This window comes from Brevibacterium spongiae, from assembly GCF_026168515.1.
Taxonomy (GTDB): Bacteria; Actinomycetota; Actinomycetes; order Actinomycetales; family Brevibacteriaceae; genus Brevibacterium; species Brevibacterium spongiae.
Genome location: NZ_CP093443.1, coordinates 162,058 through 182,426 on the forward strand (window position 1 = coordinate 162,058; position 20,369 = coordinate 182,426).

At 61.7% G+C, this 20,369-nt stretch carries 20 protein-coding genes; 12 read left to right on the forward strand and 8 right to left on the reverse strand.

Annotation, left to right across the window (positions count from 1 at the left end):
- Positions 1 to 38: 38 nt before the first annotated feature.
- Together L1F31_RS00720 and L1F31_RS00725 are read left to right on the forward strand one after the other, a co-directional pair.
- On the forward strand, positions 39 to 878 hold the full coding sequence (locus L1F31_RS00720; protein WP_265418821.1) for an ABC transporter ATP-binding protein: 840 nt from the start codon (positions 39 to 41) through the stop codon (positions 876 to 878).
- Positions 879 to 960: 82 nt separating this feature from the next.
- A complete protein-coding gene (locus L1F31_RS00725; RefSeq protein ID WP_039211572.1) occupies positions 961 to 1,152 on the forward strand; it encodes a hypothetical protein in 192 nt (63 codons plus the stop codon).
- Between the two features lie 63 nt (positions 1,153 to 1,215).
- On the opposite strand, the gene L1F31_RS00730 is transcribed toward L1F31_RS00725, so the two are convergent.
- The 7 genes from L1F31_RS00730 to arsB all read right to left on the reverse strand — a co-directional run bounded on the left by L1F31_RS00730 (position 1,216) and on the right by arsB (position 9,081).
- Positions 1,216 to 2,205, reverse strand: a complete 990-nt coding sequence (locus L1F31_RS00730; protein ID WP_265418822.1) for a serine/threonine dehydratase — start codon at positions 2,203 to 2,205, stop codon at positions 1,216 to 1,218.
- Positions 2,206 to 2,350: 145 nt separating this feature from the next.
- Entirely contained in the window at positions 2,351 to 3,715 is a 1,365-nt protein-coding gene (locus L1F31_RS00735; protein WP_265418823.1) for an MFS transporter, read from the reverse strand.
- Between the two features lie 1,049 nt (positions 3,716 to 4,764).
- Positions 4,765 to 6,102 (reverse strand): NAD(P)-binding domain-containing protein, encoded by a 1,338-nt coding sequence (locus L1F31_RS00740; protein ID WP_265418824.1) that lies wholly within the window; start codon positions 6,100 to 6,102, stop codon positions 4,765 to 4,767.
- Positions 6,095 to 7,087 carry a thioredoxin-disulfide reductase gene (trxB, locus tag L1F31_RS00745; protein ID WP_265418825.1) on the reverse strand — a complete coding sequence of 331 codons (993 nt, stop codon included), beginning with the start codon at positions 7,085 to 7,087 and terminating at the stop codon, positions 6,095 to 6,097. Before trxB ends, L1F31_RS00740 begins: the two co-directional genes overlap by 8 nt.
- A 9-nt stretch (positions 7,088 to 7,096) precedes the next feature.
- On the reverse strand, positions 7,097 to 7,519 hold the full coding sequence (locus L1F31_RS00750) for an arsenate reductase ArsC (RefSeq protein WP_265418826.1): 423 nt from the start codon (positions 7,517 to 7,519) through the stop codon (positions 7,097 to 7,099).
- Between the two features lie 27 nt (positions 7,520 to 7,546).
- Positions 7,547 to 7,981, reverse strand: coding sequence for an arsenate-mycothiol transferase ArsC (locus L1F31_RS00755; RefSeq protein WP_265418827.1), 435 nt, complete (start codon positions 7,979 to 7,981; stop codon positions 7,547 to 7,549).
- A complete protein-coding gene (gene arsB / locus L1F31_RS00760; protein WP_265420479.1) occupies positions 7,978 to 9,081 on the reverse strand; it encodes an ACR3 family arsenite efflux transporter in 1,104 nt (367 codons plus the stop codon). Before arsB ends, L1F31_RS00755 begins: the two co-directional genes overlap by 4 nt.
- A 78-nt stretch (positions 9,082 to 9,159) precedes the next feature.
- Here arsB and L1F31_RS00765 point away from each other — a divergent pair, with 78 nt between their 5' ends.
- The 5 genes from L1F31_RS00765 to paaZ all read left to right on the forward strand — a co-directional run bounded on the left by L1F31_RS00765 (position 9,160) and on the right by paaZ (position 14,080).
- Positions 9,160 to 9,516, forward strand: a complete 357-nt coding sequence (locus tag L1F31_RS00765) for an ArsR/SmtB family transcription factor (protein ID WP_265418828.1) — start codon at positions 9,160 to 9,162, stop codon at positions 9,514 to 9,516.
- Positions 9,517 to 9,521: 5 nt separating this feature from the next.
- Positions 9,522 to 10,592 carry an ArsO family NAD(P)H-dependent flavin-containing monooxygenase gene (locus tag L1F31_RS00770; RefSeq protein ID WP_265418829.1) on the forward strand — a complete coding sequence of 357 codons (1,071 nt, stop codon included), beginning with the start codon at positions 9,522 to 9,524 and terminating at the stop codon, positions 10,590 to 10,592.
- Between the two features lie 214 nt (positions 10,593 to 10,806).
- Complete coding sequence (locus L1F31_RS00775; protein ID WP_265418830.1) at positions 10,807 to 11,121, forward strand: transcriptional regulator; 315 nt, start codon at positions 10,807 to 10,809, stop codon at positions 11,119 to 11,121.
- A gap of 88 nt (positions 11,122 to 11,209) precedes the next feature.
- Positions 11,210 to 11,446 (forward strand): recombinase family protein, encoded by a 237-nt coding sequence (locus L1F31_RS19020; protein WP_429860975.1) that lies wholly within the window; start codon positions 11,210 to 11,212, stop codon positions 11,444 to 11,446.
- Between the two features lie 597 nt (positions 11,447 to 12,043).
- On the forward strand, positions 12,044 to 14,080 hold the full coding sequence (paaZ, locus tag L1F31_RS00780) for a phenylacetic acid degradation bifunctional protein PaaZ (RefSeq protein ID WP_265418831.1): 2,037 nt from the start codon (positions 12,044 to 12,046) through the stop codon (positions 14,078 to 14,080).
- A 136-nt stretch (positions 14,081 to 14,216) separates the two neighbouring features.
- Here the strand turns inward: paaZ and L1F31_RS00785 are convergent, their stop codons facing one another.
- The gene (locus L1F31_RS00785) at positions 14,217 to 14,888 is read right to left on the reverse strand and encodes a GntR family transcriptional regulator (protein ID WP_265418832.1); all 672 of its coding nucleotides are present in this window, start codon (positions 14,886 to 14,888) and stop codon (positions 14,217 to 14,219) included.
- 249 nt (positions 14,889 to 15,137) lie between these two features.
- On the opposite strand from L1F31_RS00785, the gene L1F31_RS00790 reads away from it, so the two are divergent.
- The 5 genes from L1F31_RS00790 to ligK all read left to right on the forward strand — a co-directional run bounded on the left by L1F31_RS00790 (position 15,138) and on the right by ligK (position 20,368).
- The gene (locus L1F31_RS00790) at positions 15,138 to 16,052 is read left to right on the forward strand and encodes an amidohydrolase family protein (RefSeq protein ID WP_265418833.1); all 915 of its coding nucleotides are present in this window, start codon (positions 15,138 to 15,140) and stop codon (positions 16,050 to 16,052) included.
- On the forward strand, positions 16,049 to 17,425 hold the full coding sequence (locus L1F31_RS00795) for an MFS transporter (protein WP_265418834.1): 1,377 nt from the start codon (positions 16,049 to 16,051) through the stop codon (positions 17,423 to 17,425). Before L1F31_RS00790 ends, L1F31_RS00795 begins: the two co-directional genes overlap by 4 nt.
- Positions 17,422 to 18,567 (forward strand): PrpF domain-containing protein, encoded by a 1,146-nt coding sequence (locus tag L1F31_RS00800; RefSeq protein ID WP_265418835.1) that lies wholly within the window; start codon positions 17,422 to 17,424, stop codon positions 18,565 to 18,567. The genes L1F31_RS00795 and L1F31_RS00800 overlap by 4 nt, the downstream gene beginning before the upstream one ends.
- A gap of 26 nt (positions 18,568 to 18,593) precedes the next feature.
- Positions 18,594 to 19,616 (forward strand): amidohydrolase family protein, encoded by a 1,023-nt coding sequence (locus L1F31_RS00805; protein ID WP_265418836.1) that lies wholly within the window; start codon positions 18,594 to 18,596, stop codon positions 19,614 to 19,616.
- A 68-nt stretch (positions 19,617 to 19,684) separates the two neighbouring features.
- Positions 19,685 to 20,368: a 4-carboxy-4-hydroxy-2-oxoadipate aldolase/oxaloacetate decarboxylase gene (gene ligK / locus L1F31_RS00810; protein ID WP_265418837.1), complete on the forward strand. Its 684-nt coding sequence runs from the start codon at positions 19,685 to 19,687 to the stop codon at positions 20,366 to 20,368.
- Position 20,369 lies beyond the last annotated feature (1 nt).

Sequence of the window (20,369 nt, forward strand, 5' to 3'; positions counted from 1 at the left end):
CAACTGGACCGTGCGGGTCCGCGAGAGGTGAGTGAGGCGTGGCCAAGACCGTCCTCGATATCGCTGATGTGACATTCCGGCGTGGGCAGACGCAGATACTCCACGGAATCGATTTGCTTGTCAGTGCCGGCGAGCACTGGGTGCTCATCGGTCCGAACGGGGCGGGGAAGTCCACGCTGCTCAGCTTCGCCTCGGCGCAGGTGTTCCCGACCTCGGGCACCGTGGATATTCTCGGATCACGCATGGGTCGGGTCGAGCTCGCCGCCCTGCGCCGCCTCATCGGACACGTCAATCCACGTCATCCGCTGCGGTCGAACCTCACCGTCCGCGAGGTCGTCCTCACCGGTCTCACCGGCACCGTCGAATGTCCCATGCGGTGGGAGCCCGCGCCTGAGGATGTCGTGAAGGCCGATGCCCAGATCGCCGAGGTGGGACTGACGTCCCGCGCCGACGCCGGGTGGAAGGTGCTGTCACAGGGGGAGCGCGGGCGTGCGCTCGTCGCCCGGTCGCTCATCGCCGAACCACAGCTGCTGCTCTTCGACGAGCCGACCACCGGACTCGACGTGGCCGCACGCGAACAGGTGCTCGAGACCATCGACGCCCTGTCTCTGCGCTCGCCGGAGCTGTCGACGCTGCTGGTCACCCATCATCTCGAGGAGATTCCCGAGACGACCACTCACGCCGCGCTCATCTCCGACGGGCGACTGACCGCCGCCGGTCCCATCGCCGAGGTGCTCACCTCCGAGCAGGTCTCTGCCGCCTTCGACCATCCGATCGAGGTTGGCTTCGCCGACCGCCGCTGGTCGGCCCGCGCAGTTCGGACCGGTGCGGCACCTCGGACGACCGGTGCAGGGCGGACCGCTGCCGCGCTCGGCTGACGAACCGCGTCCGTGCTGAGGATCGGCTGGGACGATCACCGCGCGCATTGCACGGCTGTGCACTCGGGCCTAGGCTTGAGGCATGAAGATGAGTACCGTGTGGAGCATCATCGGCGCGATCATCGCCATCATCATTGCGTGGTGGGTGGTCAACGTCGCGTTCTCCATTGCTTGGTTCCTCGTTAAAGCCATCATCACCGTCGTCGTGGCGCTCGCGATCTTCGGCCTCATCAAGGCCTCGCTGAAGTCCAAGGACCGCGACCGAACGCGCTGACGTCCAACGTTCGACCATGCTGACTTCCGGCGCTCGATTCGCCGAGGTGGCCGTCCCCGTGATTCAGAGATCGCTGAGGCTCGTGTTCGCCCCGCAGAGGACGACGCAGACCTTCTCTTTTTCGGCCGGAACATAACCGCCCGGCGACTTCCCGTCGCTGGCAGTCTTCCCTCTGCCACCACCGCTGACTCCCGCCAACGCCGTGGCCGCCGCATGCTCGACCGCCAGCCGGTGTTCGTCCCACAGTCGCTGTCGTGCTTCGATGATGGCGTCGTCGCTGACCAGCACCGAGGTGACCAGATCTGATCGTGCCGCCTCCAGCGCCAGCGAAGTGGCACGACGGGCTCCGAGCGAATCCGCTGCCACCGAATCGACCGTGACATCGACCGGTTCGCCCGCTTCGATCGCTGCACTCAGCGCTCGGCAGTTCTCCGGCTCAACCGCGACAGTGCGCACTCCGTGATGAGTCGCGGCCGTCGCGACGCCGGCGAACAGACCGCCGCCTCCGACCGAGACGACGACCGTGTCGAGATCGGGCACCTGCTCGAGGATCTCGGTCATCAAGGTGCCCGCGCCGGCGGCGATGAGCGGATGGTCGTAGGCGTGCGAGGCCAGCGCACCGGAGGACTCGACGAATTCCTGGCAGGCGGCGGCCGCCTCGGCGAATTCGGAACCGACCAACTCCACTCGCGCACCATACGATCGCAGCCGTTCGACCTTCACGCTCGGCGCGGTGGTCGGCAGGAACACGGTCGCCGGTACACCGGCGGCACGTGCCGCCCATGCGCAGGCGAGTCCGGCGTTGCCGCCCGATGCGATCGTCACTCCCGCCTCGGGGAAGGTGCCTTCGGCAAGGTGAGCCTGGATGAAGTTCTGCGCACCGCGGGCCTTGAACGTGCCGGTGTGCTGCATGAACTCGAGGGCGAAGACTATTCCGTCGTTCCCCCGCTGGGTGACCGTGACCGGACGGACCTGCCCGGCGATCCGGGCCGCCGCGGCTTCGATGTCGGGATACGCGAGGGAAGTCGGGTTCGTGTGGTCTGGCAGGGTCATCTCATCAGCCTATGCGAGAGCTGCTGAGTGGGTGCGCCGCCTCGGTGGATTGTTGGGTCGATCCACGGCGTTTCAGGCGGAGGACTCACCGTGGATCGACCAGGAAATCGAGGTGCAGGTGACGAACTGGGGGTTCGCTGCAGCCTCAGTGGTGCTTCGTCAGGCCGAGGTCGTTGCCCTTCGTCTCCTTGACGAGGCTGACGCCGATGAGCGAGATGATGCACACGACGATCATGTAGATCGCGATCGAGATCGATGAGCCGGTCTCGGCGAGCAGAGTCTCGGCGATAGTCGGGGCGAAAGCGCCGCCGAGGATCGCGCCGAGCGCGTAGCCGATCGAGACGCCCGAGTAGCGGACCTCGACCGGGAACATCTCCGCATACATCGCCGACATCGGGCCGTAGGACAGGCCCATGCCGACGGTGAGGACGAAGATGCCGATGCCGTACATCCAGATGTTCGCCATGTCGATCATGAGGAAGGTCGGGATGAGCCACACGATGAGCAGGACGTACCCGATCTGGAAGGTCCGCACGCGACCGAGCTTGTCCGACAACGCGCCGCCCCACATCGTGAACACCAGCCAGCCGAAGCTCGCCAGCGTCGTCGCCAACAGCACGGGTGCCCGGTCGAGGCCGACGGATCCGCCTTCCTCCAGCGGGCGCGAGGCGTAGGCGGCGAAGAACGCGATGATCATGTAGCCCACGGCGTTGTTGCCGATGAAGATGAGCGCGGAGAGCACGACTTCCTTCGTGTTCTTCTTGAACAGGGTGCCCAGCGGAGCCGAGGATTCGGCCTTGCGCTCGGCGAGCTCGGCGAAGACCGGGGACTCCTCGACCTGGCGGCGGATGTAATAGCCGACGAAGACGAGGACGACGGAGAAGAGGAACGGGATCCGCCAGCCGAAGCTCGCGAACTGTTCGGCGGTGAGGACCGTGGTGAGCACCCAGATCACGCCGGTGGCGAGGATCATGCCGACCGGCACGCCGATCTGCGGGTACGCGCCGAAGATGCCGCGCTTGGAGATCGGGGCGTGTTCGACCGAGAGCAGCGCGGCCCCACCCCATTCGCCGCCGGCGGAGAAGCCCTGCAGGATTCGCAGCAGGGTGAGCAGGATCGGCGCGCCGACTCCGATCATCGCGTAGTTCGGGAGCAGGCCGATGAGCGAGGTCGCGGCCCCCATGAGGATGAGCGTGAGCACGAGCATCTTCTTGCGTCCGATCCGATCGCCGAGGTGGCCGGCGATGATCGCGCCCAACGGGCGGAAGAGGAACGAAATGCCCAGAGACGCCCACGCCATGATCTGCCCGAGCGCCGGATTGTCCGCGGCCAACGGCCCGAAGTACTGGGCGGAGAGGATGAGGCCGGCGGCCTGAGCGTAGATGAAGAAGTCGTACCACTCGATGGTGGTGCCGACGAGGGTGCCGGCGAGGACCTTGCGCTCCTCGCGGGTGGTCGAGTGGGGCTCGGTCGGCTGTGATGCGGCGGGGCCGGGTGCTGTGGTGGACATGAGAAGATCTTTCGGTTGCTGGGCGACATTGCCTGGGGCCGTCGCCGACGGCGGTGGTCCTCGACTCTGAGTGATCGCCGGTGCCGTCGGCGGGGCCAGTGACGGGTGGCCGTCCGTCACAGCTGACTGCTTGGTCAGTAATTGAGATCGATCATAGGTCAGAACGTGCCCCGTGTCACTTGTTGGTGGTGTCGTTCAGAAGTGCTCGCGACGCCTGCCCGACAGTCTCGGCCCGCATGGGCAAGGCGTCCGGGGAGTGCCTCATGTCAAGATCCGCGGGAAATGAGGCGCTCCGCTACAACATCAGCGTATTCTGCCACACCGGGCACAGTAGCCCTCTCCCCCACCAATATCACTACTAGCTGGCGCACGAACCCCTCAGTCCGGGTCCGCAGGCCGTCAGGCGCGCAAGAAAACCTCAGCACTTCATCGAGGCCGCACTCGGCTGCGCGTGCAGGCCACTCTGGCTATTTCGCAGGCAACCTGGCTGCGTGCCGTCGATGAGTGGATCAGTGATCGTGACATGGACTCAGATGGTCGCGAGAACCGCCGTCGAGTCACCCGAGTCGTGGGCTTCAATGCCTACTGGAATACCTTGATGGCCTACTGGAATACCTTGATGACCAACGCACTCACCTGGGACACGATCTCGGAACGCACGTGTATGTCCAGAGCCACTGTGGTCAGGCATCTTCTCGCCCTGCACGCTGCCGGCTGGACGACCCGTGGTTCTCTTGGGTGCGACCGGGCTCCCAGGACTTCCTGCGAGCAGAAGACCCCGGGAGCGGCTTGTCGGTGACTACGATGGAATTAGCGGTTAGGCTTTTTGGACTGCCAGCCGGGAGGGTTGCCGGGAGAGGTAATGCGCGGCGTGCAGGTACAGTCGGGCATTTGGACTTCGAAGCTGAGATTGATGGACAGTGGGGAGCCATCAACAGGATTAGTCACCGTGACCTGCTTCTCGACGAGCTGGGGTGTCTCAGACATATCGGTTTCACTCCTTCATCCTCATGGACGCATATTGCTCTGTGAAGTCTGGTGCGCTGCGCTCAACAGCAGGTTGATGATGGTGGGCCTCCGATCGTGACTGGCTGTGGCGCAGCAGGAGCCTCGCAGGACCCACCCAGATCAGTGGTGCATACGCCGGTCTCGGGGAGGTCGAGATGGACATCGTCGGCAGCAGCGCGGTCACCGGCAAGGGCGGCAGCGATGGAGCGGACTTGCTCGTAACCGGTGGCCATGAGGAATGTGGGGGCCCTGCCGTAGCTCTTCATTCCCACGATGTAGAAATTAGCTTCGGGGTGGGACAGGAGTCGTTCACCGTGCGGTGCAACGTTGCCGCAGTTGTGGAATTCTGGGTCGATGAGTGGCCCCAGTTGGCTGGGTGCCTCGACTGCGGGATCAAGGTCAAGACGCAATTCGCTGAGAATGGAGAGATCCGGGCGGAAGCCGGTGGCAGGCACAAGGACATCGACATCAAGGTCTTCATCACCCGTCGGGCCCGCAGCCGACACGCGCAGGCGACCGTTGGCGTTGTCGAATCGGTTGATCACGAAAGAAGTGTGGATATCGATGACGCCGGTTTCGACGAGCCTTCGCAGTCGTGTTCCCAGTGCTCCACGGGCGGCGAGTTCGTCATTGCCTTCCCCACCGTAGACGCTGGAGACGTCGGCAGAGCGCACGGCCCAGCTGATACGTGTGGTGGGTTCTTCTCGTGCCAACTCACCAAGGTCGAGCAGAGTATTTGCTGCTGAGTGGCCGGCACCGACGACGAGGACGTGGCGGCCAGCGAAACGGTCTCGATCAGCACCGATGACCGCTGGCAGTGGCTTTACAATGGATCCGGCAGCAATGGCCTCGGTTTCCCCTGGAGCAGGCAGACCGGACCGGCCCAGGGGGTTCGGCTGCTCCCATGTTCCCGAGGCGTCGATGACACTGCGCGCCAGAACATCTTCGCTGCTACCGTCGGAGTCGGCGATGCGCACGAGGAACGGGGTGGCGTCTCGGTTGGCGCTGCGAGTCTTATCAATACCCTCACGTGAGACAGCCACGACGTGCGAACCGGTGCGGATGACATCACCGAGTGCCGTGGCAAGTGGTGAGAGATAGTTATCGATGAGTTCATGGCCTGTCGGCAAGGCGTCGGCATCAGGCGTCTGCCACCCGTTGCTTTCCAGGAGTCGACCGGCGGCGGAATCGATGTTGAATCGCCATGGGGAGAACAGGCGGGTATGACCCCATTTCCGCACGGCGTGACCGATAGTCTCGCCGGCCTCGAGAACGAGCGGGGTGAGGCCTCGTTCGTGGATGTGGGCGGCTGCAGCAAGACCAACGGGTCCGGCTCCGATGATGACGACGGGCAGGTTCTGGGTGGTGGTCTCAAGCATTGGAAATCTCCTGAAGAACGGGGGTTGCGGGTTCGTAGGTGGCCAGGAAGCGTTCGGCATCGAGGGCTGCTGAACAGCCGGTACCGGCTGCGGTAATGGCTTGGCGATACCGGTGATCGACAGCGTCTCCACAGGCAAATACGCCGGGAAGGTTTGTCATCGTCGTTGGCGCATCGACGAGGATGTAGCCCTCTGGATCAAGGTCCAGTTGTCCCTTGACCAGGTCGGTGCGCGGCAGGTGCCCGATGGCGACGAACACGCCAGTGGCTTCTATCTGGCTGGATGTTCCGGTGACCGCGTTGGTCACGGTCACGCCGGTGACCTTCTCGCCTCCGTCTAGGCTGGTGATGTGGCTGTTGTAGACGAAGCGGATCTTTTCGTTCGCCTGTGCTCGCTCAGCCATGATCTTTGAGGCTCGCAAGGTGTCTCGACGGACCACGATCGTGACTGTCCGAGCGAACCGTGTCAGGAACAGGGCTTCTTCCATGGCTGAGTCTCCACCGCCGACAACGACGATGTGTTGGTCACGGAAGAAGAACCCATCACAGGTCGCGCACCAGGACAAACCGTGGCCGGTGAGGTTCTTCTCTTCTGGCAAGCCCAGTTCTTTGTAGGCGGACCCGGTTGCGACGATGACGGCTGGGGCGCGGTAGACAGCGCCCGTGAGGGTGCTGACTTCTTTGATGTCTCCACTGAGGTTAACGGCGGAGGCGTCGTCATATTCGATGCGGGCACCGAATCGTCTGGCCTGTTCGCTGAGGTCCATCATCAGGTCCGGGCCCTGGACGCCGGACGGGAATCCGGGGAAGTTCTCAACGTCGGTCGTCGTCATCAAGGCTCCGCCGTGGGTGACGGATCCGGCGATGACCCGTGGGCTCAATCCCGCTCGAGCTGCGTAGATGGCAGCCGTGTATCCGGCTGGTCCGGACCCGATGATGATGAGGTTATCGGTTGTACCAATATCGGTGCTAGGGGTGCTTGTCATGGATGGGCCTCAGTTCGCTGGGGTCGAGGCCGGCAACAGCTCGGAGATGAGTTGTTGGATGCGGCTCTTGATGTCGTCGCGGATGGGGCGAACTGCATCGATTCCCTGGCCTGCGGGATCGTCGAGTTGCCAGTCTTCGTAGCGTTTGCCGGGGAAGATGGGGCAGGCGTCACCACAGCCCATGGTGATGACGACGTCGGATTCCTTCACGGCGTCGGTGGTGAGGATCTTCGGCGCGGCAGCGGTGATATCGATTCCGTCTTCGGCCATGGCATCAACGGCGACTGGATTGATGTGCTCGGCCGGTTCTGATCCGGCCGAGAGCACCTCGATCTGTCCTTGTGATAGGGCCGCGAGATATCCGGCTGCCATTTGTGAGCGGCCCGCGTTGTGGACACAGACGAAGAGGACGGTAGGAGTGGATTCAGGCATCAGTTATTCCAATCTGGAGTTATCGAGTCAGTTATTGAGCAAGTCGGTCAGCAGGGTGCGGACGTGGTCGTCGATATCGTCGCGCACAAGGCGCATACGCTCGATGCCGTCGATTCCTCGCTCGGAGGGTTCGTCGGTGATCCACGTGTCGATGGGTGCTCTCATGCCTTCGACCGGTTCGACTTGGGCTTCGGATCCGAGAACGATGACGCGGTCAACCCTGCGCAACAGGGCCGGGTCAATAGATTTGGGAGAGTCCTCGGACATGTCAGCGCCTGCCTCGGCGATGACCTCGGTCGACAGTGCGTTGAGGTTTGTCCCGGGCGTGGTGCCTGCTGAGTGCACCTCGACGGAGCCGTTTGCGTGATGGCGCAGCAGAGCTGCGGCCATCTGTGACTTGCCCCCGTTTTTGACACAGACGAAGAGAACACTCGGTGTTGTGGTTGCCGATGTTTCTGTCATGATCGGACTCCTTGGGCGCGAGCGGGGACAGTGGGATCGCCGGGGAACAGTTTCCGACCGGCCCACAGTGCGACGTAGACGAGGGCGACGAGGACGGGAACTTCGATGAGTGGGCCGACGACGCCGGCGAGTGCTTGCCCGGAGGTGACTCCGAAGGTCCCGATCGCCACGGCGATGGCGAGTTCGAAGTTGTTGCCCGAAGCTGTGAAGGCCACGGTCGTTGATTTCGCGTAATTGAGGCCGGCAGCCTTCGACGCGAGCAGGCTGACGGAGAACATGAGGACGAAGTACAGGAGCAAGGGCACTGCGATGCGGACGACGTCGATGGGTTGGGACAGAATTGCTTCGCCCTGGAAGGAGAACAGCAGCACGATGGTAAACAGCAGCCCGTAGAGTGCCCAGGGTCCGATCTTGGGCAGGAACTTCTCTTCATACCATTGCCGACCCTTGGCCTTCTCACCAAAGGTGCGGGTGAGGAATCCAGCGAGCAAGGGGATGCCGAGGAAGACGAGGACAGAGAGGACGATCGCCCAGACCGAGAAGTCCGCGGATGTGGTGGGCAGTCCAAGCCATGAGGGCAGGACTTGGAGGTAGAACCAACCGAGTACGCCGAATGCAACGACTTGAAAGACTGAGTTGATGGCCACCAGCACGGCTGCTGCTTCACGGTCGCCACAGGCCAAGTCATTCCAGATGAAGACCATGGCAATACACCGAGCGAGACCAACAATGATCAGACCGGTACGAAATTCGGGCAGGTCGGCCAGGAAGATCCAGGCCAGGGCAAACATGAACGCCGGACCAGCTACCCAGTTCAACACTAGTGACAGGACAAGCAGCTTCCGGTCACCTGTGACTCGCTGAGTCTCGTCATAGCGGACCTTTGCCAACACGGGATACATCATGACGAGTAGACCAATGGCGATCGGTAGCGATACTTCGCCAATCTTCACGGCCTCGAGCGCAGTGTTGAGACCTGGGACGAAATTGCCCAGAAGGAGCCCGAGTGCCATGGCTAAGAGAATCCAGGCCGGCAACCACCGATCAAGGAAGGACATCTCCTTCAACACTGGTGTCGACTCTGTTGTGGTGGTAGTCATCCGAACCTCTTCATATTGATGTACGTCTATGGGAAGACTATAAGCATACATTGATGTCCGTCAATGTATGATGGTGTTATGAGTATTGCAATGGAAGACACGAAGCTCGGTGACGCTTCGTCGGATGAATGTTGTTCATTGGCGGCGGCGCCACTTCAGGTGGCTGAGTCTGAACGGATTGCGGTGAAGCTCAAAGCTCTGGCTGACCCAATGCGTTTGCGGGTGATGTCGCATGTGGCCGCGCAGGGGTGTGAGTCCGTATGTGCGTGTGACCTGGTAGATGTTCTCGGTATCAGCCAGCCGACGATCAGTCATCATATGAAGAAACTCGTCGAGGCGGGACTCCTGACCCGTGAGCAGCGCGGCAAGTGGGCGCATTACACCGTGGTGCGGGAGGCCTTCACGGAGTTGCGCCGATTCCTGACCCTGGACTGAACGTCTTGCAGGACACATCCGCGGTGGCCCGGAGGGTCGACGTAGCCGTCATTGGAGGTGGCCAGGCGGGGTTAGCGCTCGGCTACTATCTGCGTCGCGCCGGCTTGTCGTTTGTCATCCTTGATCAACAGTCGCACCCAGGCGGGGCCTGGCAGCATACATGGCCTTCGCTGCGCCTGTTCTCACCGGCACAATACTCCTCGCTGCCAGGCCGTCTCATGCCGCCTTCGGCTGTCGAGAATCCTGATGCAGGCCATGTGATCGACTATCTGAGTGACTATGAAGACCGCTACAACTTGCCTGTCGAACGCCCCGTCGAAGTCGCTCACGTCGTCTCAGGCCAAACGGGCTTCACTGTAGTGACCGATTCCGGTGATTGGGGTGCACCTGTCGTCGTGAATGCGACAGGGACGTGGTCGCAACCATTTTGGCCGAGTGTGCCAGGGCAGGCAGCGTTTCGCGGGACACAGTCACATAGCGCCGACTACCGTGGACCGGGACAGTTTGTGAACAAGTCTGTCCTCGTCATCGGCGGTGCGAATTCCGGGGCTCAGATCGCGGCGGATCTTGTCGATTCCGCTGAAGTGACCTGGTGCTTGCGGGGAGAACCGCGCTATCTACCGGACGACGTCGACGGGCGCGAGCTCTTCCGAGTCGCCACACGGCAAGTGCAGGCACGGGCTGCAGGTGAACCGGACCCTGGCGGCGTCGCAAGCCTTGGCGATATTGTTGCAGTTCCACCTGTCAAAGAGGCCCGAGACGCCGGACTCTTGATCGCGTCCCCGATGTTCGAACGCTTCACGGCCGAGGGCGTGACCTGGCCTGATGGAAGTGCTCGCCGGATCGACTCTGCGATTTGGTGTACCGGCTTTCGACCAGCCCTGCGGCATCTACGCGGACTCGATATCCGCGAACAAGATGGCACAATCTCACTGTCTGGCACCGAGTCTACCCGTTACCCAGGGATGTATTTCGTTGGGTACGGCGACTGGACCGGACCCGGATCGGCCACACTGATCGGAGTTGGGGCCACGGCCAAGGCCACAGTTGACAGCATTGGCCACCATCTTCACTGACGCGGCGTGCTCGGAGATAGCCATTCATTCAGGAGGTATGCAACTGACTTCGGACATCAGTGCACTCGGCTTCTGAAACTGACAACTAACCCCGCCACGGCGAATCGTCTTGTCCCAAAATCATGTTCCATTTTCCGAATGTCCCGAAATGTGCCCAGTACCGTTTCTGAGACAAACAGCTGAATGAAGACGAACAGCTTGAAAGGGTGCAGTTATGGGACGAGTGCGTTTCCGAGATCTCGATCCGAATGAGATCGTCGCCAGTCTCGAAGATCTGCGCGGTCCAGAACAGGGCGCCATTCTCCTTCTGCTCTGGGGTCGATGGCTCGATGCTGGCGACATTGATGTGTCAGATCCCGGTGGTGTGCGCCTTGCTTATCAAGCTCTATCAGCAGATGGAACTGACGCGATCCAAGCGCAGCTGATCACCAAGAACACGCTGATTCGAGCTTGGCTGCAGTTGAGTCTCGATTCACGTAGTACGCGAACTATGGGAGCTGCGCTTCCCCGAGCTGAGAGCTGGGAATGACCAGCTATGAGGAGATGCAGCGCGACATCGCCCGAAGAGCTTTGCGTGATTCGGCCCGCCGTGGAGTCGCTCTCGCCGCCTCGATCGCATTGCAATTAGCGAACGGATGGCTGTCGAAGCGATCAGTGATCTCTATGCTCGGGGCGTGGTCATCATGAGCCTCACTGAACCGGGCATCGATACAACGACACCCATGGGTAGAGTTCTGTTCGGCATGGTCGCCCTCTTCGCGCAGCTCCGAGTAAATACTATCCGTGACAACACCCGGAGGGATTGCAGCATGCGCGCGAAAGCGGCAAAGTCGTTGGCCGTCCGCGCGTTTTGAACACTGAGCAGATCAACGAAGCTGCTGCTGTGCGAGCTCAGAGCAATTTGCTCCGATATATCGCGAGTGATCTTGGTGTAGAGCGCGGCACTGTAGCACGTGCCCTCGACCAGAAAGAGAAGTGAACGTGGAAGCTGAGAGTTTCTGGTTATACGGCATCAAAGACCTAGAAGATAGTGGATGCTGGATCGGGACGTGAGCAATGGCGGATGACGGCTACGGGCGGTTCTGGACATCGACCCCCGATGGTCAGAAAGTCATTCGCCCACATCGGCACGCTGTCGAACAGATCATCGGAGAAAGCCTAACGCCCAGCACAGTCACCCGGCATTCGTGCGACCTTCCAATTTGCGTTTACGCCGGCCTGAACGAGATGGCTGCGCATCTAATAGTCGAAGATCTCGACGACAACCCGCTCGACCGTGTGGCTCGGAATCGTGTACCCAGTGGACACGACACCCTCAAGGAAACGGGACTGGCGAGGAGGTCCGGTGACAATTACCGACCGATTGGTTAGTATATTGCTAGGAATCGGCAGCGGTGCCGACACAGGTCACCGTGAACCGAGAGTCGTCGTTTCGCGAGGGAGAGCACAGCATGACCGAAATTCTCAGTTCCTATGTGGCCGGAGGCTGGCACACACCCGCACCGACCGAATCCGCCCGCCTCGTTCTCGACGCCGCCACTGGTGAGCATCTGCACTCGGTCAGCTCCGCAGGCATCGACTTCGCCGCCGTCGCCGACCACGCCCGGACCACGGGCCTGACCGAACTGGCCAAGCTCACCTTCCACCAGCGCGGTGTCATCCTCAAGAAGCTCGGCGCCTACCTCATGGAGCGCACCAAGAGCTACCACGAGATCTCCTTCACCACCGGCACCACGAAGCGCGACGCGTTCGTCGATATCGAAGGCGGCATCGGCACCCTCTTCACCTACTCCGGCGTCGCCCGCCGACAGATGCCGAATTCGACGATCCACCTCGACGGCGGAGTCGAGCGACTGTCGAAGAACGGCACCTTCGTCGGCCGCCACATCCTCACCTCCCGGCAGGGCCTGGCGCTCCAGATCAACGCCTTCAACTTCCCCGTCTGGGGCATGCTCGAGAAGTTCGGTCCGATGTTCGTCGCCGGCCTGCCCGTCGTCGTCAAGCCCGCCACTGACACCGCCCACCTGACCCGCGCGGTCGTGGCAGACATGATCGACTCCGGACTGCTGCCCGACGGGGCGATTCAGCTGGTCAGCGGTGATGTCACCCCGCTGTTCGACCACCTCGCCGAACAGGACGCCATCGCCTTCACCGGCTCCGCGAACACCGCCCGTCACCTGTCCGGGCTCGACTGCGTCACCGAGCGCGGCACCCGGTTCTTCGCCGAGGCGGACTCCCTGAACTTCTCCCTGCTCGGTCCCGATGCCGGCCCCGGCACGGAGGAATTCGACCTCTTCGTCTCCGGTGTCGTCGCCGAGATGACGATCAAGGCCGGACAGAAGTGCACCGCGATCCGCCGCACCTTCGTGCCGCAGGCCCACGCCGAGGCGGTTGCTGAGGCCATCATCGCGAAGCTCGCCACCCAGGGCGTGGGCGATCCCCGTGAGAAGTCCACCCGACTGGGTCCCGTCGTCTCCGACAAGCAGCGCACCGACGTCCTCGACGCGGTCGATGAGATCCTCGCCGGCGGCGCGCGTCTGCTGACCGGCGGCCGCGAGGAATCCGATCGCCTGGCCGCCGAACACGGCGGTTCCTATGTTGCGGCCACCGTGCTGCAGGCCGAGGATCCCTGGGCCGACGCCGTCCACGACATCGAAGCCTTCGGTCCCGTGACCTCGATCATCACCTATTCCGACACCGAGGAGGCTGTGCGTTTGGCTGCCCGCGGCCGGGGTTCTCTGGTCGGCTCGGTCGTCACCCACGATCCCGAGTTCGCCACCGAATTCGTCCGAAAGATCGCCCCGTGGCACGGTCGTGTGCTCGTCCTCGACCGCGACGATGCCGACGAGTCCACCGGTCACGGTTCGCCCCTGCCCAACCTCATCCACGGCGGCCCCGGTCGGGCCGGCGGTGGTGAGGAGATGGGCGGACTGCGCGGTGTCGAACACTTCATGCAGCGCACCGCGATCCAAGCCTCCCCGGATATGCTCACCGCGATCGGCGGGGAATGGGTCAGCGGTTCGGAGCGCCGCCTCGGCGAGCATCCGTTCACGAAATCGCTTGCGGACCTGCGCCTCGGCGATGCTCTCGAATCCGAATGGCGTGAGGTCACGCTCGACGATATCGAGCACTTCGCGAACTTCACCGGGGACACCTTCTATGCGCACATGAACGAGGAAGCGGCGGCCGCGAACCCGTTCTTCCCGGGCCGCGTGGCCCACGGCTACCTCATCGTGTCCTTCGCCGCGGGGCTCTTCGTCCAGCCTGACCCGGGCCCGGTGCTCGCGAACTACGGACTCGAGGGTCTGACCTTCATCACGCCCGTCTCCCCAGGTGACAAGCTCAAGGTGACGCTCACCGCCAAGCGCATCACTCCGCGTGAGACCGACGAGTACGGTGAGGTCCGCTGGGACGCGCAGGTCGTGAACCAGAACGACGAACCCGTCGCGAACTACGACGTCCTCACGCTCGTGGCCAAGGAGTACTGACCCCCCCCTGGAAATGACGAGTCGACCGGACCAGCCGGTATGAGATGCCCCGCGCCGAGGATGCAGATCCTCCGGCGCGGGGCGATCTGTTTGTGGATTCAGTTGTCGAAGAGTGTTGAATCGGGTACGGGGCCGTTCAGTCTGATTTTGCAATCGCCTCGGCGACGCTGCTGAGGTGCTCATGCATCGCTGCCGCGGCGGCTTGCGGATCTCTGTCGGTGATCGCGTCGATGATCGCAAGGTGCTGTGGCAGAGACACTGCGGGGCGGCCCTCTCGAGCGGAGAGGCGGAACTGATGGCGGACGGCCTGGCCGCGCAGTCTGCGGATGGTGTCAGCGGCAGTGGACTGTCCGCTGATATCGATGATGAGTGTATGGAGTTGTCGGTTCTGATCGGCATAGACGTCCAGGGCGCCCGTTGAAACCGCCTCCGACATGGTGCTTCCGATTGCCCGGAGTTGCTCGATCTGTTCATCGCTGGCCTTAGCGGCGGCCTTCGATGCACAGAGACTCTCGACAGCGGATCGGACTTCGATGATCTCGACGGCCTCCTCGATGGACACTGCCCTCACACGTGCGCCACGGTGCCGGATGCGTTCGATGAGACCTTCGGTGGTCAGCTCGGACAGGGCGATGCGCACATTCCCACGTGACGCTCCGTACTCCTCCGCTATATCCGTCTCTACGAGCCGCTGATTGGGGACGAGCCGCCCCTCCATGATCGCTTCGCGCAGCTGGGCGGCGAGCTTCTCGGCGCTCATCGACTTGCGTCTCTCCGGGGATGAGGCCCGTTGTGCTGTGGGTGTCACAGAGGGGAACAATCCTTTCGCTGTCCGTCGTAATTTCTTGTTCGAGGGCCGAGTCTCTCCGCTCGAGGGGGCCGGTTCTCTTGTTCAGGATATCTGATCTGATGGACAAAATTGTCCACAGGATTGTCAACAATATGATTAACATGTAGGCTCGCTGTCGGTTGGTCGTCGATACGATCGGCTTCGTCAGTTCCAAGCCGAGTGAGAACCCGGCGACACCGACCTGAACAGGTACAAGGAGGTACACCGTTGACGGAAGTCACTACTGATTCCTGGCTGGAGTGGAAGAGGGACTTGGCCGACCCGCAATTGTCATTGCCGCGGTCATCGGTCGACGCGCATTGCCACGTCTTCGGCCCTGCAGCCGAGTTCCCATTTTCCCCGAACCGTAAATACACTCCGGGCGATGCCAGCAAGTCCGACCTCGACAACCTGCATCGGCACCTCGGCATCGACCGCCGAGTCATAGTCCAGGCCAGCTGCCATGGGCGAGACAACTCAGCATTGCTCGATGCTCTCGACCACTTCGGCGATTCGGCTCGGGGCGTAGTTGCTCTTGGGTCGGAGGTCAGCGATGCAGAGCTGAGCTCGATGCATGAGCGCGGGGTGCGCGGAGTCCGATTCAATTTCGTCCGGCGACTGGTGCAGAACCAGCCGCTCGATGAGCTGAAGACCGTCGCCGACAAGATCCGCGACCTCGGCTGGCACATCGTCCTCTACTTCGAACCGCAGGACTTCCCCGAGCTCGAGACGAACTTCGCCTCACTCGGAGTCCCTCTCGTCATCGACCATATGGGACGACCTGATGTCGGCCTGGGTGCAGCCTCGCAGGACTTCTCCGACTTCCTACGATTCGTCGAACGGACTCAAGCGTGGGTCAAGATCAGTTGCCCGGAACGCTTGACCAAGACCGGCCCGTTCGCCCTTAACGACGCCGAGGCCGTCTACGACGATGTCGTGCCCTTCGCCCACAAGGTAATCGACGAGTTCGGAAGCAGAACACTGTGGGGGACGGACTGGCCCCACCCCAACCTGAAAACTCACATGCCTGACGATGCCGTCATGCTCAACTACCTATCGCAGATAACAGAGAACGATCGGGAACTGACGCAGCTGTTGGTGGACAACCCGGAAGCTCTCTACTGGACTGGAGAGACCCGATGACAGAACAGAGCGCCGCCACAGCCAATCCGGTCAACCGGATCAACCGATTGCCCGTGACCAAGGTCCACATCCGGATCATCGTCCTCATTGCCGTCGCATACTTCTTCGAGTTCGCCGATATCAACACGTTTGCGGCCACAGCGCCGGAAATCAGACGGGTGTGGGGCCTCAGCGTCAACTCGGTCGCCTACATCACCTCAATATCTTTCGTCGGTATGTTCATCGGCTCGCTCGTCGGAGGGTGGATCGGCGACAAGTGGGGACGTAAGACGGGCCTCTTGTTGACCACGGGTTGGTTCTCGTTCTTCTCTCTGCTGACGGTCATCGCCTGGGACGGTCTGTCGATGGGCGTACTTCGTTTCCTTACCTCGGCAGGATTGTCCGCTATGACAGTCATCGCGGTCATCTACGTCAACGAACTGTTTCCTGCCAAAGTGCGCGGACGGTACCTCGCCTACGCAATGGTGATCGGCATCTGTGGAACACCGGTGACAACCTTCATCGCAAGCTTCATAGTCCCACTCAGCGACGAGAGCTGGAGGCTCGTCTATGTGTGGGGAGCACTGGGAGGAGTTGTCTTCCTCGGATTCCGGACACTGATCGAGTCTCCTGCTTGGTTGGAGAGCAAGGGACGGATCACCCAGGCTGCTGCGGTACTCACCGACCTGGAGAATCGGATCGAAGCGACCGGAGCGACCATTTCTCCAGCACCGTCGGCCGTGACCGAGGTGAAAGCCTCGCACGGAACACCCTTCCGAACACTCTTCCAGCGCAAATACGCGATCCCACTCATCGTGCTCAGCCTGCTGTGGATCACTCAGACCGTCGGCTTCTTCGGGTACTCCAGCTGGGCTCCGACGCTGCTCGCCGACCAGGGATTCGCCGTTGAGAAATCGATCTTCTACGTTGCTCTCACCACCGTTGGAGCGCCCTTGGGCTCCCTCCTCGCGGCACTGCTTACCGACCGGTTCGAACGTCGGTGGCTGCTGGTCATCGCCGGAACCGTCATCGGCATCTGTGGTCTGCTCTATGGACTGACCTTCAACCCGATCCTCATCGTCGTCTTCGGTTTCCTCGTCAACATGTTCGAGCGCGGCTACACCTCTTTGGCGTATGCCTACTCCCCAGAACTCTTCGACACCCGAACCCGGTCCTTGGGCACCGGACTGACCTACGGTATCGGACGTCTGTCGAATGCAGCGGGGCCGCTGATCATCGCTGCGATCTACACCTCGAACGGTTATTCGTCGGTGTTTGTCTTCATAGCGGGCAGCTGGTTCTTCGGAGCCTTGGTGCTGGCCGTGCTCGGACGATCGACCAGGAAACAGAGGATGTCTGATGAGGCGTCGAGCAACTCAGAGGTCCCCGCATGACGGCTCGACACTCGCAGCTGCGCATTCAGGGCATGCTCATGCGCGGCGGATCGTCCCGCGGACCGTTCTTCCGTGCCGAGGATCTGCCGAGTGATCCGGCAGAACGCAACCGAGTTCTGATCAATGTCCTAGGCAGTCCCCACCCGCTTCAAGTCGATGGCATCGGCGGTGGACATCCGCTGACCAGCAAGGCCGGCATCGTCTCCGTCTCAGATGAGGAGGGAATCGACCTCGACTTCATCTTCGCCCAGATGACTCCTGATTCCGACTCGGTGCAGACCACGGCGAACTGCGGGAACATGCTCGCCGCCGTGGTGCCCTTCGCCATCGAATCGGGACTGCTTACGGCCAACGACGATTGGACAACCGCGGTCGTGAAGTCGCTGAACACGGGCTTGATCTCCAGGATCACCGTGCGAACACCCGAAGCGTCTCCCGGCGGCGAGCGATATGTGGCCTATGCCGGCGATGTCCGGATCGCGGGAGTTCCGGGAACAGGGTCGGGGATAGAAATCCGCTTCGTCGACACCGCAGGCTCGGTGGCGGATTCGATGATGCCTTCCGGCAATCTCATCGATGAGATTACGCTCGATTCCGGGCAGGTCGTCGAGACAACGCTGATCGATAACGGACAGCCCCTGGTTCTCATCCGCGCCACGGACCTCGGACGCACCGGGTATGAGGCAGTGGCAGATCTGAGCGCTGACGAGGAGCTCAAGAACCAGCTCGAGGACATTCGGTTGAAAGCCGGTCGCCTCATGGGACTCGGCGATGTCACCGGGCGCAGCTATCCGAAGATGACTCTGGTCGCAGCACCTGCAGGTGGCGGGACGATCTGCACTCGCAGCTTCATACCCCACCGTGTCCATGAGTCGATCGGCGTTCTGGCGGCACTGACTGTGGCCACTGCCGCACGACTCACCGGAACCGTCGCAGCGACGGTATCCCCGGCCGACGGTGCTGACGCTACGGCCGTTGACGACGGGGGAACGCAGATCCTCACCATAGAGCATCCCAGCGGAGGATTTGATGTCGCATTGGAATGCGACTCGGCCGGACAGACCACCGGTGCCGGAATCACCCGCACGGCACGACTGCTGATGTCCGGAGAATTCCACCTTCACAGCCAGACAGATCTCTGACACATCACCGTATGAAAGGCACAAGAATGATCATCGATTGTCATGGGCACTACACCACCGCGCCCGGGCAGCTCGGCGAGTGGCGGAAGCAACAGCTCTCTGCGTTCGAAGACGGAACATCACGACCGTCTCGGGGGCCGTCGATCAGCGATGATGATATCCGCGAATCGCTAGAAGCCAATCAGCTTCGTCTGATGGACGAACGAGGAATCGATCTCACTGTCTTCTCCCCGCGAGCTTCGTTCATGGCGCATCACCTCGGAGACTTCGCGATCTCCGCCGAATGGGCCCGGATCTGCAACGATCTGTGTGTCAGAGTCGCTGAACTCTATCCCGGACGATTCGCTCCTGCCGCTATGCTGCCGCAGTCGCCCGGAGTCGACCCTGCGAGCAGTGTGGAAGAGATCAGACGCGTAGTGGACGAACACGATGTCGTTGCAATCAATCTCAATCCGGATCCCTCCGGAGGGTACTGGTCATCGCCGCCACTGACAGATGAGCAGTGGTTCCCGATCTACGAGGCCATGATCGAATACGAACTTCCTGCGATGATCCACGTCTCGACTTCAGCGAACCCCGCCTTCCACACGACAGGGGCCCACTATCTCAACGCCGACACGACCGCGGTCATGCAGCTCATCGAAGGAGACTTGTTCACTCGATTCCCCGAACTCCAGTTTGTGATCCCCCACGGAGGAGGTGCCGCACCATATCACTGGGGACGATTCCGAGGGCTGGCACAAGCCATGGGCAAGCCGACGTTAGACGAGCATCTGCTCGGCAATGTCTCCTTCGACACCTGCGTCTACCACCAGCCCGGCATCGACGAGCTGCTCTCGGTCATCCCAACGGAAAATGTCCTCTTCGCGTCGGAGATGATCGGCGCCGTTCGTGGAATCGACCCAACGACCGACCGCTACTTCGACGATACGGTCGCCTACATCGAAGGCGCAGACCTCACCCACGAACAGAGGAAGGCCATCTTCAGCGACAATGTCCGCCGCATCTATCCCAGATTGCAGCGTCGTTTGGAATCCATAGGACTTTGAATCGGTAGCAGCCACGCCTAGCCCCATCCACCCAGAACTCAGATCTGTAATCAGGAGAACATCGCACCATGTATGACCTCGGAGTCGTCCACACCACGATAGACCGTCCCAACCCCGACGACGTTGCTGCGCTCAGCGAATTCGGCGTAGCGACTGTCCACGAAGCAATGGGGCGTGTTGGCTTGATGCGGCCCTATCTTCGTCCTGTCTATTCCGGGGCCGCTATGTGTGGCCCGGCTGTGACTGTGCTGCTGCAACCAGGCGACAATTGGATGCTTCACGTCGCCACCGAACAGATTCATGAAGGTGACGTCGTCGTGGCGGGGTGCACGACGGAGAGTACGGACGGCTTCTTCGGCGAGTTGCTTGCCACATCTATGAAAGCCCGAGGAGCCAAGGGGCTCGTCATCGACGGTGGCTGCCGAGATACACAGGAACTCGAAGGTCTCGACTTCCCTGTGTTTGCGCGCTCCGTACACGCCAAAGGGACAGTCAAAGCAACACTCGGATCCGTCAACGTCCCCATCGTCTGTGCCAATGCGTTGGTCACCCCCGGTGATGTCGTCGTGGCGGATGCAGACGGAGTCGTCGTCGTCCCGAAAGATCGAGTGAAGACCGTCGCAGAAGCGTCGCGACGTCGCGAAGACCGCGAAGCGGAGAAACGCGCAGAGTTCGAGGCCGGAGTGTTGGGACTCGACCTCTATGAGATGAGAGCACCGTTGGAAGCGACGGGGCTCAAGTATGTCGATTGAG